Annotated in this window: 15 protein-coding genes; all 15 read left to right on the top strand. The window is 39.5% G+C overall.

From position 1 onward, the window contains the following. Positions 1 to 8 precede the first annotated feature (8 nt). The 15 genes from rfbB to gndA all read left to right on the top strand — a co-directional run bounded on the left by rfbB (position 9) and on the right by gndA (position 16,108). Positions 9 to 1,100 carry a dTDP-glucose 4,6-dehydratase gene (gene rfbB / locus ACZ3HG_RS06310; protein WP_465332325.1) on the top strand — a complete coding sequence of 364 codons (1,092 nt, stop codon included), beginning with the start codon at positions 9 to 11 and terminating at the stop codon, positions 1,098 to 1,100. Further along, a complete protein-coding gene (gene rfbD / locus ACZ3HG_RS06305; RefSeq protein WP_465332323.1) occupies positions 1,097 to 1,996 on the top strand; it encodes a dTDP-4-dehydrorhamnose reductase in 900 nt (299 codons plus the stop codon). The genes rfbB and rfbD overlap by 4 nt, the downstream gene beginning before the upstream one ends. 52 nt (positions 1,997 to 2,048) lie before the next feature. Beyond that, positions 2,049 to 2,921 (top strand): glucose-1-phosphate thymidylyltransferase RfbA, encoded by an 873-nt coding sequence (gene rfbA, locus ACZ3HG_RS06300; RefSeq protein ID WP_465332321.1) that lies wholly within the window; start codon positions 2,049 to 2,051, stop codon positions 2,919 to 2,921. Positions 2,922 to 2,925: 4 nt separating this feature from the next. Next, positions 2,926 to 3,477, top strand: a complete 552-nt coding sequence (gene rfbC / locus ACZ3HG_RS06295; RefSeq protein ID WP_465332319.1) for a dTDP-4-dehydrorhamnose 3,5-epimerase — start codon at positions 2,926 to 2,928, stop codon at positions 3,475 to 3,477. Next, positions 3,474 to 4,547, top strand: a complete 1,074-nt coding sequence (locus ACZ3HG_RS06290; RefSeq protein WP_465332317.1) for a glycosyltransferase WbsX family protein — start codon at positions 3,474 to 3,476, stop codon at positions 4,545 to 4,547. Before rfbC ends, ACZ3HG_RS06290 begins: the two co-directional genes overlap by 4 nt. Then, complete coding sequence (locus tag ACZ3HG_RS06285; protein ID WP_062742812.1) at positions 4,544 to 5,272, top strand: CatB-related O-acetyltransferase; 729 nt, start codon at positions 4,544 to 4,546, stop codon at positions 5,270 to 5,272. Before ACZ3HG_RS06290 ends, ACZ3HG_RS06285 begins: the two co-directional genes overlap by 4 nt. Beyond that, a complete protein-coding gene (locus tag ACZ3HG_RS06280) occupies positions 5,265 to 6,746 on the top strand; it encodes a lipopolysaccharide biosynthesis protein (protein ID WP_465332314.1) in 1,482 nt (493 codons plus the stop codon). The genes ACZ3HG_RS06285 and ACZ3HG_RS06280 overlap by 8 nt, the downstream gene beginning before the upstream one ends. Positions 6,747 to 6,812: 66 nt before the next feature. Then, positions 6,813 to 7,910: an O115 family O-antigen polymerase gene (locus ACZ3HG_RS06275; RefSeq protein WP_465332312.1), complete on the top strand. Its 1,098-nt coding sequence runs from the start codon at positions 6,813 to 6,815 to the stop codon at positions 7,908 to 7,910. Beyond that, entirely contained in the window at positions 7,876 to 8,796 is a 921-nt protein-coding gene (locus ACZ3HG_RS06270) for a glycosyltransferase family 2 protein (protein ID WP_465332310.1), read from the top strand. Before ACZ3HG_RS06275 ends, ACZ3HG_RS06270 begins: the two co-directional genes overlap by 35 nt. Next, positions 8,783 to 9,343 carry an acyltransferase gene (locus tag ACZ3HG_RS06265; protein WP_465332308.1) on the top strand — a complete coding sequence of 187 codons (561 nt, stop codon included), beginning with the start codon at positions 8,783 to 8,785 and terminating at the stop codon, positions 9,341 to 9,343. Before ACZ3HG_RS06270 ends, ACZ3HG_RS06265 begins: the two co-directional genes overlap by 14 nt. Then, the gene (locus ACZ3HG_RS06260) at positions 9,340 to 10,533 is read left to right on the top strand and encodes a glycosyltransferase (protein ID WP_465332306.1); all 1,194 of its coding nucleotides are present in this window, start codon (positions 9,340 to 9,342) and stop codon (positions 10,531 to 10,533) included. The genes ACZ3HG_RS06265 and ACZ3HG_RS06260 overlap by 4 nt, the downstream gene beginning before the upstream one ends. After that, entirely contained in the window at positions 10,511 to 11,620 is a 1,110-nt protein-coding gene (locus ACZ3HG_RS06255) for a glycosyltransferase (RefSeq protein ID WP_465332304.1), read from the top strand. The genes ACZ3HG_RS06260 and ACZ3HG_RS06255 overlap by 23 nt, the downstream gene beginning before the upstream one ends. Before the next feature lie 37 nt (positions 11,621 to 11,657). Continuing rightward, the gene (locus tag ACZ3HG_RS06250; RefSeq protein ID WP_465332302.1) at positions 11,658 to 13,046 is read left to right on the top strand and encodes a mannose-1-phosphate guanylyltransferase/mannose-6-phosphate isomerase; all 1,389 of its coding nucleotides are present in this window, start codon (positions 11,658 to 11,660) and stop codon (positions 13,044 to 13,046) included. A 32-nt stretch (positions 13,047 to 13,078) separates the two neighbouring features. Continuing rightward, on the top strand, positions 13,079 to 14,503 hold the full coding sequence (locus tag ACZ3HG_RS06245; protein WP_465332300.1) for a phosphomannomutase: 1,425 nt from the start codon (positions 13,079 to 13,081) through the stop codon (positions 14,501 to 14,503). A 198-nt stretch (positions 14,504 to 14,701) separates the two neighbouring features. Then, positions 14,702 to 16,108 (top strand): NADP-dependent phosphogluconate dehydrogenase, encoded by a 1,407-nt coding sequence (gene gndA / locus ACZ3HG_RS06240; RefSeq protein ID WP_118663760.1) that lies wholly within the window; start codon positions 14,702 to 14,704, stop codon positions 16,106 to 16,108. The last annotated feature ends 46 nt before the right edge of the window (positions 16,109 to 16,154 follow it).

The raw sequence follows: 16,154 nt of genomic DNA, 5'->3' as shown, positions 1-16,154 counted from the left end.
ACTCCAGCGTGAAAATTTTAGTCACCGGCGGTGCCGGCTTTATCGGCTCTGCCGTGATTCGCCATATTATTACTCACACGTCAGACAGCGTCATCAACGTAGATAAGTTAACCTACGCGGGCAATCTTGAATCCCTTATCAGCGTCAGCGATGATCAACGCTATACCTTCGTTCAGGCAGATATTTGTGACCGGGTAGCCCTGGAGGCTATTTTCACCACCCATCAGCCTGATCGGGTGATGCACCTGGCGGCAGAAAGCCACGTTGACCGTTCCATTACCGGCCCTGCGGAATTTATCCAGACGAATATCGTTGGTACCAGCGTGCTGCTAGAGTCTGCCCGCAGCTACTGGAATGGACTCGAGGGCGAACGCAAAGCGGCATTCCGTTTCCACCATATTTCAACCGATGAAGTCTACGGTGACCTGCCGCACCCCGATGAAGTGGTAGAAGGGGCAGGTCCCCTGCCGATGTTCACCGAGACCACGCCGTATGCGCCCAGCAGTCCATACTCTGCTTCTAAGGCTTCCAGCGATCATTTAGTCCGTGCCTGGCAACGCACCTATGGTTTCCCGACCATAGTGACTAACTGCTCCAACAACTACGGCCCTTACCACTTCCCGGAGAAACTGATCCCGCTGGTGATCCTTAATGCCCTGGAAGGCAAAGCGCTGCCTGTATACGGCAAGGGTGATCAGATCCGCGACTGGCTGTATGTGGAAGACCATGCCCGTGCGTTATACACCGTGGTGACTGCTGGTAAGGTAGGGGAGACCTATAATATTGGCGGTCATAACGAGAAGCAGAACCTGCAGGTGGTAGAAACTATCTGTGACCTGCTGGATGAAATGGTGCCGAAGTCAGAAAGCTATCGTCAGCAGATCGCTTACGTTGCCGACCGTCCGGGACACGATCGCCGTTATGCCATTGATGCCTCTAAAATCAGTGAAGAGCTTAACTGGCAACCTCTGGAAACCTTTGAGAGCGGCATTCGTAAAACGGTACAGTGGTACCTCGCTAACAGCGAATGGGTTAGCAATGTGAAGAGCGGGGCTTACCAGTCGTGGATTGAGCAGAACTATAGCGAACGTCAGAAATGAATATTTTACTTTTTGGCAAAAATGGTCAGGTAGGATGGGAGTTACAACGTTCACTCGCCCCGTTGGGCAATATCACAGCCCTGGGGACTAACTCGACTGATTATTGCGGTGATTTTACAGATACTGATGGCATTATTCAGACTATCCGTGCTCTGCGTCCGGATGTCATTGTAAACGCCGCCGCTTATACAGCCGTTGATAAAGCGCAAAGCGAACCGGAAAAAGCGCATTTAATCAATGCAACCACCGTAGAGGCCATCGCGAAAGAAGCTCAGGCAATAGGTGCATGGCTGGTGCATTATTCCACAGACTATGTTTTCCCCGGAAATGGCGAACAGCCGTGGTCAGAAGAAGATTTGACCGGACCATTAAACGTATATGGAGCCACCAAGCTGGCGGGTGAGCAGGCAATCAAACAGTATTGCCAGAAGCACCTGATTTTCCGCACCAGTTGGGTTTATGCGACTAAAGGTAATAATTTTGCTAAAACCATGCTGCGTCTGGCAAAAGAGCGCAGTGAGCTGGGGATTATTCACGATCAGTATGGCGCGCCAACCGGTGCGGATTTGCTGGCCGATTGTACCGCTCATGCGATCAGCGCAGCTTTAGGCGACCCAGAATGCGCGGGCCTTTATCATCTGGTCGCTTCGGGTACCACTACGTGGTTTGAATACGCGAGTCTGGTCTTCACTGAGGCGAGAAAAGAAGATGTTGAATTAGCGCTTATTGAGACTAAACCTCTCGCCACCAGTAGCTATCCAACTCCAGCTCAGCGCCCATTAAATTCACGCCTTGAAAACAGCAAATTTCAGCAAACCTTCAGCCTCAATCTGCCTGAATGGCAAACAGGCGTTCGGCGCATGCTGGCTGAGCTTGCAGCCCTTCAGGCAATTTAACCCTACATTCTAATTCTGAGATTTGCTCAGAATGACAGATTAGAGATATCCAATGCGTAAAGGAATTATTCTGGCGGGCGGCTCCGGCACCCGTTTGTATCCGGTCACAATGGCCGTGAGCAAGCAGTTATTACCCATCTATGATAAACCGATGATCTATTACCCACTCAGCACCCTTATGCTGGCGGGTATTCGCGACATTTTAATTATCAGTACTCCACAGGATACGCCACGCTTTGAGCAATTGCTTGGCGATGGCAGCCAGTGGGGGCTTAACCTGCAATATAAAGTACAGGATAGCCCGGATGGGCTGGCTCAGGCCTTTATCATCGGTGAAGAGTTTATCGGTAATGATAATGTAGCGCTGGTATTAGGCGATAACATATTCTATGGGCACGATTTGCCGAAAGAGCTGGAAGCCGCAGTAAACCAGACCTCGGGTGCCACCGTTTTTGCCTACCATGTCAACGACCCGGAACGTTACGGCGTCGTTGAGTTCGACAAAGATGGCATAGCCGTATCCCTCGAAGAAAAACCGCTGGAACCGAAGAGTAACTATGCAGTTACCGGGCTATATTTTTACGATAACAGCGTGGTGAATATGGCTAAAAGCCTTAAACCCTCACCGCGCGGCGAGTTGGAGATCACTGACATTAACCGCCTGTATATGGAGCAAGGGGACCTCTCTGTTGCCATGATGGGGCGCGGTTATGCTTGGTTGGATACCGGTACTCACCACAGCCTGATTGAGGCAAGCAATTTTATTCAGACTATTGAGCAGCGACAGGGTCTGAAAGTCTCCTGCCCGGAAGAGATCGCGTATCGTAAAGGTTTTATTGATGCAGAGCAGGTTAAGAAGTTGGCTGCACCTCTGTCAAAAAATGAATACGGGCAATATCTGCTCAAGATGGTGAAAGGATACTGATGCCATGAACGTAATTAAAACTGATATACCTGATGTACTGATCTTTGAACCCAAAGTGTTTGGCGATGACCGCGGTTTTTTCTTTGAAAGCTTTAGCCAGAAAGTGTTTGAAGAGGCAGTAGGGCGTAAAGTTGAGTTTGTTCAGGATAACCATTCTAAGTCTTCCAAAGGTGTTCTGCGCGGGCTGCACTATCAGGTAGCGCCACATGCGCAGGGTAAATTAGTACGTTGCGTTGTTGGTGAAGTATTTGATGTGGCTGTTGATATTCGGCCTCAATCATCCACATATGGAAAGTGGGTCGGGGTTAATCTCTCTGCTGAGAACAAACGACAGTTGTGGATACCGGAAGGTTTTGCACACGGTTTTTTAGTATTGAGCGAAAATGCTGAGTTTGTGTATAAAACTAACAGTTATTATCAACCTGTTAGTGAAAGATCGATTATATGGAATGATGAGACTTTAAATATTAAATGGCCGATAATGGAAGAATTTGTTTTATCAGCTAAAGATAGTGAAGCCAAGAAAATCGCGGGTAAAACCAGTAGGATTATATGAACAACCGCTTAGCAATAAAAGAAAATATCGCATATTATCTTCCTCAGTTTCATCAAATTGCTGAGAATGATCAGTGGTGGGGAGAGGGGTTTACTGAATGGACACAAGTGAAGTCAGCGCATAAATTATTCAAAGAGCATGATATCTTGCACCCACTGGATGAAGAATATTATGAATTGAACGATGCTTTAATTTTAGAAAAACAATACAAATTAGCTAAGGAACACTCTGTAACAGGTTTCTGCTTTTGGCATTATTGGTTTGGAAATGGTGAAAAACTGCTTGAGAAACCTGCTGAACTCCTATTGAAGAGTAATGCTAATGTAAGGTTTTGCTTTGGATGGGCAAACCATTCTTGGTGGAATAAAAGCATTAATAAACTATTGAAAGAACAAAAATATTTAGGTCGTACAGATCAAGAGTTGCATTTTAATTATCTTTTGGATTTCTTTAGGGATGAACGATATATAAAAATAAATGGCAAACCTGTTTTTCTAGTTTTCAAAATATTTGAAATACCAGATGCGGTTAATTGGGTTAAAAATTTTAGAGAATTCGCAAAGAAAAATGGATTCCCAGACTTATATATAATAGGTGAGTTTTGTAAGTTTGAGGACTTAGAAATATACAATATTGACGCAGTAGTGAACTCTCGTGGAATGTTTAAAAACAGGAGTTTCTACGAAAAAGTACGTGATAAGTTAATACGAAAAAAAATATTACCTGAGAAGTTCTTTAATCCTAGAGTTTATTCATATCCATCACTGGCACCCGGTTTTAATTATGCAGGAACCGCTAAAAAAAATGTGTTCCCAGTAATAATCCCCCGCTGGGATTCAACCATTAGACATGGAAAGAATGGGTGGCTTCTGAATGGTTCTACGCCACATACATTCGAGAATCATGTGCAACAGGTTAAAGAGATTCTTTCAAAGAAAGAGTTGGATGATCGTGTGGTAATTTTGAAATCTTGGAATGAGTGGGCTGAAGGTAATTTCATAGAACCGGATGAAAAATATAAAGACGCCTATCTTAAAGTTATTCAAAAGCATTTTGAAGTAATAAAATGAAAATCATATTGGAACTATACAGATTATTAGGTTTGGCAAAAATTAAAAGTAAAATTAAAAATTTAATTTTTAATATAAAAATGAGGAAAAAAAATATATATCTTTCTTTAGATGCGAGTGTTAAAAATTGCAGTTTTGAAACGAATATTGCAATACTAGGAAATGCAGTTGTATTGAATTCAAATATTGGGAGGGGTACTTATATAGGTAGTGGCTCCTTACTAAAAGGTTGTAAAATAGGGCGATTTTGTTCAATTGCTCCTGATGTGAAAATTGTAACTGGAAATCATCCCACCTCTGGTTTTATATCTACACATCCTATGTTTTACTCCGCTACTAACGAGACTCTACCACTTTTAGGGCTTGATACACTTAAAAAAGACAAGTTCGCCAATTACTCTTATGCTGATTCTGACAAAAAATTTGTTGTAATTAATAATGATGTGTGGATTGGTCAGAATGTTCTTATTATGAACGGTGTATCCATAGGTAATGGTGCTGTTATTGCAGCTGGGTCAGTCGTTAACAGAAATGTAGAGCCCTACTCAATTGTGGGTGGAGTACCAGCCAAGTTGATTAAGAAAAGATTCTCTGAGGATATAATAGATAAAATAAATGGCTTTGCATGGTGGGATCGTGAAATTGATGATTTGAAGATGGATGCGGAATTATTCGAATCAATAGAAGAATATTACAGTAAAAAAGCAAGGTATTTAAGTGATTAGAAAAAATGCTTTTGCCAACCTTCTTGGTAGATTGTGGGGAATTGTTTCTCTTTTTGCATTTGTGCCAGCCTATATATCTTATTTGGGTGAAACTAATTATGGATATATAGGTTTTTACGCAACATTAATGGCACTGTTATCATTTGCAGATTTAGGTTTTTCTTCTACAACCACTCGTGAGTTCGCAAGACTTTCTGTTGATCCTTCCAGGGGGAACGAAAAAGCAAATTTGTTATTTACCTATGAGATATTGTATTTGGGTATTTCTTTGTTTTTATTATTAGCTATGTATTTAAGCTCAAGTTATGTATCCTCTCATTGGCTTAATGTTGAAAATAGTTCAGGGTCAGTATCGTTATTAATATTCCTTATGGGAGCTTGCATTGCAGTTCAATTACCATCGAATCTTTATATTGGTGCACTCATGGGGACCCAATTGCAGGTCCAGGCAAACGTCATCCAAGTTGGATGGGGGGTCTTAAGAGCCGGTGGTGTTATTTTTGTTTTAGAGTATATATCAAATACTCTGTATGCATTTTTCATCTGGCAGTTGCTCACTAATGTTATTTATTTAATAGTTCTTCATCGCGTTACATGGAGAAAGATAGAATATAAATCTCGGTCTATAGATATACTGATTATTAAAAATACTTACAGATATTCATTAAGCATGGCAGGTATGGGGGTGCTATCATCCTTAGTGGTTCAAATTGATAAATTGGCGGTTTCTAAAACATTTAGTATAGAAATGGTTGGTTATTATAGCATAGCCGCCACCTTTTCTTTAATACCTTTAATATTAATAACAACTATAGCAAAAGCAGTATTCCCAAAGTTTACTGCAATGAGAGAAGCTGGTGATCTAACGCAGTTAAATGCCTTTTATTCTAAACTAACGCGCTATTCTTGCTTGATAGTAGTTCCATTATCTTTTGTTTTAGCTGGGTACTCTAAGACACTACTGCAAATATGGACTAAGTCAGAATCGATATCAAACAATATGGCATTAGTGGTTAGTTTTTTGATGATGTCCCAGATGTTGCAGGCGCTTACTGTTTTACCCTACTATTTGTCCTTAGGGTATGCACGAGTAAGAGCCAGTCTTGCTTTTAGTATGGTTTTATTAATTCTAATTCCTATTTTAATAAAAGTCTTATTACCAGACTATGGGGTCAATGGTGTTGCAATGTCAGTAATGATAGCTAATGCAATAATATTTATCCCATATATGGTGTCTATTCATCGGAAGATATTAGTAGGATGCTTGTCGAAATGGTTTGCTTATGTTTTAGGTTCAGTCATATTCTCATTATTGTCGATGTATATATTGACGTTACTTAACATCAAAGATGGTGGTGGGATTTATCATGCCTTCTTTAGTGCATTCTCAACATATTTAATTTTGATTTTGATAAACATTATTGTACTTAAGATATCGTTCAAAGATTTCTACAAAGTAAAAGAACGCGGATAGTTACCCAAATATATATAAGATTATCAGCTTCTTTATATACCTTCAATGCGTCAATTGGATTCGTTTATGTTATTCGTAACTTCACTAGTGCTAAGTTTTATCTTAGCAGCGTCTTTATCTCGTTTCCAACGGAACAGCAGGGTCTATCTAACAGTAGTTTCGTTTTCTTATATTTATAGCATATTTTTTATGTGCCTTATCTTCTTGCTGTTGAAGTTTAATGGTGAGAATGGTTTAGTGTTTCCTGATGAAAGTTTTTATGTCAATGAGAATTCTTCTAAACTACCTTTTTCTATTTACGTGCGGGAGATAAAAGAATTATTTGGACTTGATTTCATCAGGGTTGTAAATATTTTTGTTTTTACAACTGCATTTGCAGCATTAACCTCAGAGATTATGCTGAAAATAGAAAGTAATAAAGCCCGATGGTTAGTCATGACTTTTGCATTCTTGGGGGTTATTGTCGGCGGTTATTGGTCTTATTTCATACTGAAAGAAGCATTCAGTATTGCCGCGCTATCATTTCTTTTAGTTGCGTCTTTAAGAAAGAGTTCCATGTATTTTTTGGGCTCGTTAGTATTCCTAGGTTTTGCTAGGCCTGAACTTTTTATTCTTTACGTAGGCATAGTGTTTAGCTTCTATCTAAAAAAGAAAAACAAAAGTTTATTTTATTTTTTGGTTATAATTTTTTTGCTTGGTTTTATTTATTACCTAAATAGTCCGTATGCTCATACGTTGAAGCTGTTTACTTTGTCTAAGAGGTTTGGTGAATTAAATGTCAGCTATGACGCAGAAACACTCTCCGTTAGTGATTACAATTTAATTCCATTTGTTCTGTCAGGAGCTTTCCATCAAGCATTGATTACGAATATAGTCAGTACATTTTATCCTTTTTTGGATATGAACCCTTTGGTTATTTTACAAAGGATATTCAATATTCTAGCAATGGTGTTATTTTTAAAATGTATTAGAGGTCATTTGTTAAGGGATAGAGCCTTTACCTTTTTATTTGTAATATTAATTGGTCTCTTAACTACCCACTCTGTTTACAGATACATCAATACTTTGCTAATTCCTTTTTCAATATATATTATATATTTAAACGAACAAAAAATAAGAAAGGTTAGTAATGGAAAAGATTTCAATAATAATACCTGTTTATAACTCATCTCAATATTTGAAAGATGCCTTAGATTCTGTTGTCCAACAGGAATTATCAAATTATGAGATTATAATAATTGACGATGGTTCCACTGAAGAAGAACATAATAAATATCAACTTATAATCGATTCATTTAATGAAACGTTACTTTTCACAAAAAAAAATGGTGGTGCAGCATCTGCTCGTAACCTAGGCGCTCAAAAAGCCACTGGAAACATCTTGGCCTTTCTGGATTCTGATGATATATGGCTTCCAGGTAAACTAGCCAGTCAGCTTAAAATCATGAATGAAGAAAAAGCTGACTTAGTGCTTGGGAATATTCTGGTGGCGAACCATAATTTGAATGTTAAATATAAAGCAAAAAAAACTCTTCCTGCTGAATCTAAGAAATGTATGGAAGATTTTTTTTATGGCAAAATTCTAATGAATACACCCACAATTATTGTCAGAAAATCTTTCTTTGAAAGAATGAATGGCTTTTGTGAACTTCTCAAATACCGGGAAGATCATTATTTTCTTATCAACAGTGCTGCTGAAGGAAAAATTGCTCTTGATGATAAATTCCTTACTATTCGGCGCGAACGAGAGAATAGCTTAAGCATGGTTTCAGATATTAACGCAGAAGTATCAAAGCACGCTAAATTCTGGGAGTTGATAAGTAACAAATATGGATTCCTGAACATAAGAAAAGCAAAAATTATATTATTTATAAGGCTGTATGTTTATTATATTAGAAATAATAGAACACGTGACTTATCCGGAACCTTGAAATATATTAAGCTAGAAAGTACAGTATTATATTTCATCTTTAAACCTGCACAGTATTTCGGTTTGCCTGTGAAGATTTTGTTTAATCTTAGAGGAGTTTTAAGACGTGCTTTTAAATAATTCCATAAAACTCATAAGAAGAATTATTTCAGTGATTTATCTTTGTATTCTGAAAATTTTCTTCGGGAAATCAATAAAGTTACCGTGGCTTTTTAGATCTTTTATTGCTTCCGGTTCGCTAATAAATATCATTCAAGGCGACCTTATATTTCATGGGAGATTTTATTCTCGTAGGTTCTTGACTATAAATATTAATGGCGGTCGTGTAGTTATTGGTGATGGAGTTTTTTTTAATCAAAATGTAAGTATCAATTGTCAAAAGCTTATCACAATTGGTGAAAATACTATCCTTGGTGAAAATGTAAAGATCTATGATCACAATCATAAATTCCGTAGTTCTGAACCAATACTCCAGCAGGGATTCAAATCGAAGCAGGTTAATATTGGTAGTAATGTATGGATTGGAACTAATACAGTAATACTTTCTGGTGTATCAATTGGAAACAACACTGTTGTTAGTGCAGGGTCAGTAGTCAAAAAAGACATTCCTGATAATTCACTCTTTGTTGATGGAAATTTCGAGATGATAGTAAGGGATAAATTGTGAGTACTGCGATAGTAACGATAGAGCGAAGATATAAATACTTCAATGGTGAGTTTTACGTTCAAGGAATTGAAGATGATGATTTCTTTAGTCGTTATCTTGATACGTTCGATTTTGTAAAAATCATTGCTAGAGTTGAAACTGTAACTTCTACTCCTGAGAATTATAAAAAATTTAATAATAAGAAAATCAGTTTTTTGCCTATATTTACTACAGGTACAGGGATAAGGGAGTTCGCTACTATTTGGCGAATATTGACAATGCTTGAATGTAGCGGTCACTATTTAATTATTAGGACTCCTGGAATATTAGCATATTTAGTGTCATTGATATGTATATTAAGGAATAAAAGCTTTAGCCTTGAAGTTGTAACGAATCCAGAACAAGAAGCTCTCCATTCTACCAATATTAAATTAATAAACTACGTATTGTTCATCATATTTGGATTCATCTTTAGAATGCAGTTATATTTTTCAAATTTTGTTTCATTTGTCACTGAGCATGAGATTCAAGATCAGTATCTAAAAGAAAATAAAAAAGTGAGTGAAAAGTTTAACTCTTCGTACAGTAGCATAACTTTACCAAAACAACTTTATGCCACAATTGAATCAGTTGAAGAGCGTTCGAGAAGGTATGATCAAAGTGATGATGACATCGTTCTTCTTTTTATGGGTGTATTGGACAGGAATTTCAAAGGATTAGACGTTTTTATTAAAATAATCGAGAAGTTGCCAGTTAATTACAAAGGGATAATTGTAGGTGATGGTTTATTATTAAATAAGTATAAAGAATTAGCCAAGAAGCTAGGTGTTTATGAGCGTGTTTTTTTTACAGGGTACATAAACTCACCTCAGATGAAAAAAGAAATAATGCACCATTCGGATATATTTATCCTTTCATCACGTAGAGAAGGCTTACCAAGAGTGGTTATCGAAGCTATGTCAAATGGACTTCCATGCATTTGCACCAATGTTTCTGGTGTAAAGGAGTTAATATCTTCTTCTATGATATATCCTGTCGATGATTCAGCAAGTGCAGCAGTAATCATTCTTTCCTTGAGTAAAGATGAATACAAATTTCACTCCAATAACAATTATGTTAAAGCATTAGAGTTTGAGAAAAATGAACTTCAACTTAAGCGTAATTTCTTCTATTTTAAGGTAAAGAACAGTGAGAGTTCTTCATTTAAGTAAATATTATAAACCTTTCTCTGGTGGGCTCGAACAGGTTGTCGCTGATATTTGCGAGGGTTTGGTTGAGAAAGGTATTCCTACCAGTGTACTATGCGTAAATCATCTGAAGGAAAGTTTCAAAACCTATTCATATAATAATGTAAGTGTTTCGAGCTGTCCTTCTGATCTTCATCGACATTCCGCCGATTTTTCATTAAGTTATATAAATAAATGCAGGCACATGGTGAAGGATTTTGATATCATCCACGTCCATTTACCTAACCCTCTAGCTAACATAGCGTTGATGACATCTAAACTTAGTGGAAAAAAAATCATTGTCCACTGGCACAGTGATATTATCAAACAGAGAAAAATAAAGTTTTTTTATCAACCATTCCAAGACTGGTTATTACGTCGGGCAGATAAGATTATTGCTACATCATCAGTTTATGCTGAGAATTCTAAAGATATTATTAGGTTTCATCAAAAAGTCGTGGTTATTCCAATCGGTATAGCTCCTAATGGATTGATCCCAAATATAAATGAAGTAGAGCACATAAAGTCTAAGTATAAAAATAAAAAGATTATATTTTCTTTAGGTCGGTTAGTTTATTATAAAGGTTTCGAATATCTTATCGAAGCTGCTAAATTTCTCCCGGAAAACACAGTTGTTGTAATAGGTGGTACTGGGCCAGATAAATTAAAGTTGGAAAAGTTGATTGAGGTCAATAATCTATCTGGAAAGGTAGAGTTGCTTGGTTTTGTTAAAAATGAAGATTTAGCATCATGGTATGAAGCTTGCGATGTTTTTTGTTTACCCTCAATCGAGAAATCTGAAGCTTATGGTGTTGTACAATTAGAGTCTTTTTCACTCAACACACCAGTTGTATCTTGTAGTATCCCTGGCTCTGGCGTTGGCTGGGTTAATAGAGATGGTATATCAGGTTTAGTAGTTGAACCTAAATCTGCTAGATCACTTGCACAAGCCTTGAATTCTATACTTTCTGAGAAAGTAGCTTTTGATAACGTTAGAGCTTATTTCGATGATAATTTTAATTCCAAAATTATGGTCGATAAGACATATGAATTGTATAGATCTCTCGTCTGACTTAATCAACGATTCGCATATCAAATAAGGCATTAAAATGCTACTTCCTGTGATTCTCGCTGGTGGTTCTGGTACTAGAATGTGGCCTTTATCTAGAATGAGCTACCCTAAACAATTTCTTTCTCTGTATTCTGATGATTCAATGATACAGGACACTTTTAATCGAATTAAAAATTTTCATTATGATGAGTCTCTTGTTATCTGCAATGATGAACACAGGTTTCTTGTGGCGGAACAGCTGAGAAGGATTAATAATAAAAAAGTTGATATCCTCTTAGAACCTGTCGGTAAAAATACAGCACCTGCAGTTGCTCTGGCCGCAATAAAAGAGGTATTGTCTGGTCGCGACCCTATTTTGTTAGTGCTCGCTGCGGATCATATAATAAAGGACGTTATCTCCTTTGAAAATGCTGTTCGAGATGCAACAATACTTGCTGAAACGGGTAAGCTAGTTACTTTCGGGATTACGGCTAATAAACCTGAAACTGGATATGGCTACATAAAAAAAGGGGCAAAAATTTCAGAGTGTGGCTACGCAGTAGAGAGTTTTCATGAAAAACCCACCGTGGATTTAGCTCGCGAGTTTCTGTCAGAAGGGAACTACTTATGGAATAGTGGTATGTTTCTCTTTAAAGCTTCATCTTATCTTAGCGAATTAGAAAAATATCGCCCTGATATTTTACTTTCCTGTAAAAAAGCTTATGCCGGTTCTTATAACGATCTAGACTTCATAAGAATTGATGCGAACTCATTCTCAAGTTGCCCTTCTGAATCCATTGATTTTGCTGTAATGGAAAATACTAAAGAAAGTATAGTAGTCCCGATGGATGCTGAATGGAATGACGTCGGTTCATGGTTATCACTTTGGGATATTTCAAAGAAAAATGAAGATGGAAATGTCATCCGTGGTGACGTTATACAAATAAACAGTTCGAATAACTATCTACACAGTGATTGTGGTTTGCTAGCTGCCGTAGGCATTAATGACTTAATTGTAGTCAAAACTAAAGATGCAACTTTAATCGCTAATAGTAAAGACGTCCAAGATGTTAAAAAAGTTGTAGATAAGCTTAAAGAGCTCGAACGTACTGAACATATTAATAATCACGTCATATTTAAACCTTGGGGTGAATTTGACATGATTGAAAACGGAAAAGATTATCAAGTTAGCAGGATTATCCTGCGGCCCGGTAAAAAAATAAACAACCAAATTCATTACCATAGGGCTGAACATTGGATAGTTATATCTGGTACTGCATTAGTTCACTGTGGTGAGAATAAATTTGTGTTAGAGAGTAACAAATCCACGTTTATTCCGGCAGGCGTGAGCCACTCCCTTGAAAATCCTGGTAAAGTGCCATTGGAAGTTATTGAAATCAAGACAGGTAACTATCTTGAAGACGACGACATGGTTAGAATGCCTTAAGGTTTTTTTATTCTGCATACATGGACATTCACATGATTAGCTCTGATATCTTGAACAATAGTGATATTATTTTCGGCACCAGTGGAGCAAGAGGACTCGCTACAGACTTCACAACTGAAGTTTGCCAAGCTTTTACACATTCATTTGTAGATGTTATGCTTAGAAAGTATCAGTTTTCTAAGTTTGCACTTGGCATAGACAATCGCCCAGATAGTGAGATAATCGCCCGTCGTTGTGCTGCTGCTTTGAGTCAGTATGGAATTGAAGTAATCTATTGTGGTGTGTTACCAACGCCGGCGCTGGCCTTTTATTCAATTGAACTTGAAATACCATGTATAATGGTAACAGGCAGCCATATTCCCTTTGATAGAAATGGCCTTAAATTTTACACCCCTGAAGGGGAAATCAGCAAGGTTGATGAAGCTAATATTTTAAATAATAATAAAAATTTCACTCCACTACCACCATTACCATATCTTTTAAAAACGAATGCTGCCAGTGAGCGATATATATCACGCTACACAGACTTTCTTCCATTTGGCATATTAAAAGATAAGACTATTGGCATTTACGAACACTCCAGTGCAGGTAGGGATATCTACCCTGAGATATTTATTCGTCTTGGTGCTAATGTTTTCTCTCTAGAGCGTAGCGATAATTTTGTACCTATAGACACTGAAGCCGTTAGCCCAAGTGATATCCAAAAAGGTAAAAAATGGGCATCTCTTTACGATTTTGACGCAATTTTTTCTACTGATGGTGATGGCGACCGTCCTCTTGTAGCTGATGAAAATGGCGAATGGTTACGGGGGGATATGCTTGGCTTGCTGTGCGCAGAAGAATTGAATATCAATAAGCTAGCAATCCCTGTTAGTTGTACTACGGCAGTCGAATTAAGCGGTAAGTTTGAGAAAGTGTCGCGAACTAAAATCGGCTCCCCATTTGTAATTGAGGAGCTTTGCAGCTTACGTGACCAGAAATCTCGTATCGCGGGTTTTGAGGCCAATGGCGGTTTCCTTTTAGGTAGCGATGTGAATTACAAAGGAGGCTATTTACATTCTTTATATACTCGTGATGCTGTTCTTCCTGCTTTGATGCTTTTGGTGGCTAGCAGAGAAATTTCAATTTCCAAACTCCTCGCAAAACTTCCGTCGAGATATACATCTTCAGACAGGATTAAGGATTTTCCAACAGATATTAGCCTTGCGATTATCTCAATGGCTTTGGCAAATACGCAGGATTTCATTAATGAACTAGGTTTCCCTGAATTGCTAGTTACTAAGGTGGATGTTACTGATGGACTGAGAATTATCCTTAAGAATAATGATATTCTTCATTTACGTCCTTCTGGAAATGCACCTGAATTGCGTTGTTACGCTGAATCTGATGATGCGAATGCTGCTGCTTTTTATGTTAGTCACACATTGGCATACTTTAAAAAGCTTTACCTAAAGTAGGCTATTAGCCCTAAATTATAATGTTAACATCTGCTTAATTGTCTATAAACCATCATTTTTATAAGGTATTCATTAAGTGGTCTCTGTACTGTCTATCGCACCAATCACTACCATCAGCCCCTAAACCTGAGTTAACATGTTCAGAACATTGACCGCAGTCACAGAACTGCTGGTTTTCTCACCCAGACAGGAGTAGGTATGTCCAAGCAACAGATCGGCGTTGTAGGTATGGCTGTGATGGGCCGTAATCTGGCACTCAACATTGAGAGCCGTGGCTACACAGTTTCTATCTTCAACCGTTCGCGTGAAAAAACCGATGAGGTCGTGGCAGAGAACCCGGGCAAGAAACTGGTTCCGCACTACAGCATCGAAGAGTTTGTTGACTCTCTGGAAAAACCTCGTCGTATCCTTCTGATGGTGCAGGCCGGTGAAGCTACCGACAAGACCATCGCCTCGCTGACCCCACATCTCGACAAGGGTGATATCCTTATCGACGGGGGCAACACCTTCTATAAAGACACCATTCGCCGTAACCGCGAGCTCTCTGAGCAGGGCTTTAACTTTATCGGTACCGGCGTTTCCGGCGGCGAAGAGGGTGCCCTGAAAGGTCCGTCCATCATGCCTGGCGGTCAGAAAGAAGCCTACGAACTGGTGGCACCGATCTTAACCGAGATCGCGGCTGTTGCTGAAGGTGAAGCCTGTGTGGCCTATATGGGGCCGGACGGTGCGGGTCACTACGTCAAGATGGTGCACAACGGCATCGAATATGGCGATATGCAGCTGATTGCAGAAGCTTATGCCCTGCTGAAAGGCGCACTGAACCTGAGCAACGATGACCTGGCGAAGACCTTCAGCGAGTGGAACGAAGGCGAGCTGAGCAGCTATCTGATCGACATCACCAAAGATATCTTCACTAAGAAAGATGAAGAGGGTAACTATCTGGTTGATGTGATCCTGGACGAAGCGGCCAACAAAGGCACCGGTAAGTGGACCAGCCAGAGTTCGCTGGATCTCGGCGAACCGCTGTCTCTGATCACTGAATCAGTGTTCGCACGCTACCTGTCTTCGCTGAAAACTCAGCGCGTGGCGGCATCTAAAGTGCTGAGCGGCCCGACCGTGCAGACCGTGAGCGGTGATAAAGCTGAATTTGTTGAGAAAGTGCGTCGCGCACTGTACCTGGGCAAGATTGTTTCTTACGCACAGGGCTTCTCCCAGCTGAAAGCGGCTTCTACCGAAAACAACTGGAACCTGCACTACGGTGAGATTGCTAAGATCTTCCGTGCGGGCTGCATCATCCGCGCCCAGTTCCTGCAGAAAATTACCGATGCCTATGCGGACAACGCTGACATTGCTAACCTGCTGCTGGCACCGTATTTCAAGAATATCGCTGACGAATACCAGCAGGCGCTGCGTGACGTGGTGGCTTATGCCGTGCAGAACGGTATCCCGACGCCGACCTTCTCTGCGGCCATCGCCTACTACGACAGTTACCGTTCCGCGGTACTGCCGGCGAACCTGATCCAGGCGCAGCGTGACTACTTCGGTGCGCATACCTACAAGCGCACTGATAAAGACGGCGTGTTCCACACCGAGTGGCTGGACTAAACTGTTCTTCAACCTCCCGCATGGCGGGAGGTTTCCTACCTCCTTT

The organism is Erwinia sp. PME.40.26/001, from assembly GCF_055556675.1.
This window is presented reverse-complemented; position numbering and strand designations above follow the sequence as displayed.

Coding starts and splice junctions, on each gene's coding strand:
- ACZ3HG_RS06270 (WP_465332310.1), top strand. CDS start 7,876: ATGGAAAAGATTTCAATAATAATACCTGTTTATAACTCATCTCAATAT.
- ACZ3HG_RS06290 (WP_465332317.1), top strand. CDS start 3,474: ATGAACAACCGCTTAGCAATAAAAGAAAATATCGCATATTATCTTCCT.
- ACZ3HG_RS06285 (WP_062742812.1), top strand. CDS start 4,544: ATGAAAATCATATTGGAACTATACAGATTATTAGGTTTGGCAAAAATT.
- ACZ3HG_RS06275 (WP_465332312.1), top strand. CDS start 6,813: ATGTTATTCGTAACTTCACTAGTGCTAAGTTTTATCTTAGCAGCGTCT.
- ACZ3HG_RS06245 (WP_465332300.1), top strand. CDS start 13,079: ATGATTAGCTCTGATATCTTGAACAATAGTGATATTATTTTCGGCACC.
- gndA (WP_118663760.1), top strand. CDS start 14,702: ATGTCCAAGCAACAGATCGGCGTTGTAGGTATGGCTGTGATGGGCCGT.
- rfbD (WP_465332323.1), top strand. CDS start 1,097: ATGAATATTTTACTTTTTGGCAAAAATGGTCAGGTAGGATGGGAGTTA.
- ACZ3HG_RS06250 (WP_465332302.1), top strand. CDS start 11,658: ATGCTACTTCCTGTGATTCTCGCTGGTGGTTCTGGTACTAGAATGTGG.
- rfbC (WP_465332319.1), top strand. CDS start 2,926: ATGAACGTAATTAAAACTGATATACCTGATGTACTGATCTTTGAACCC.
- rfbA (WP_465332321.1), top strand. CDS start 2,049: ATGCGTAAAGGAATTATTCTGGCGGGCGGCTCCGGCACCCGTTTGTAT.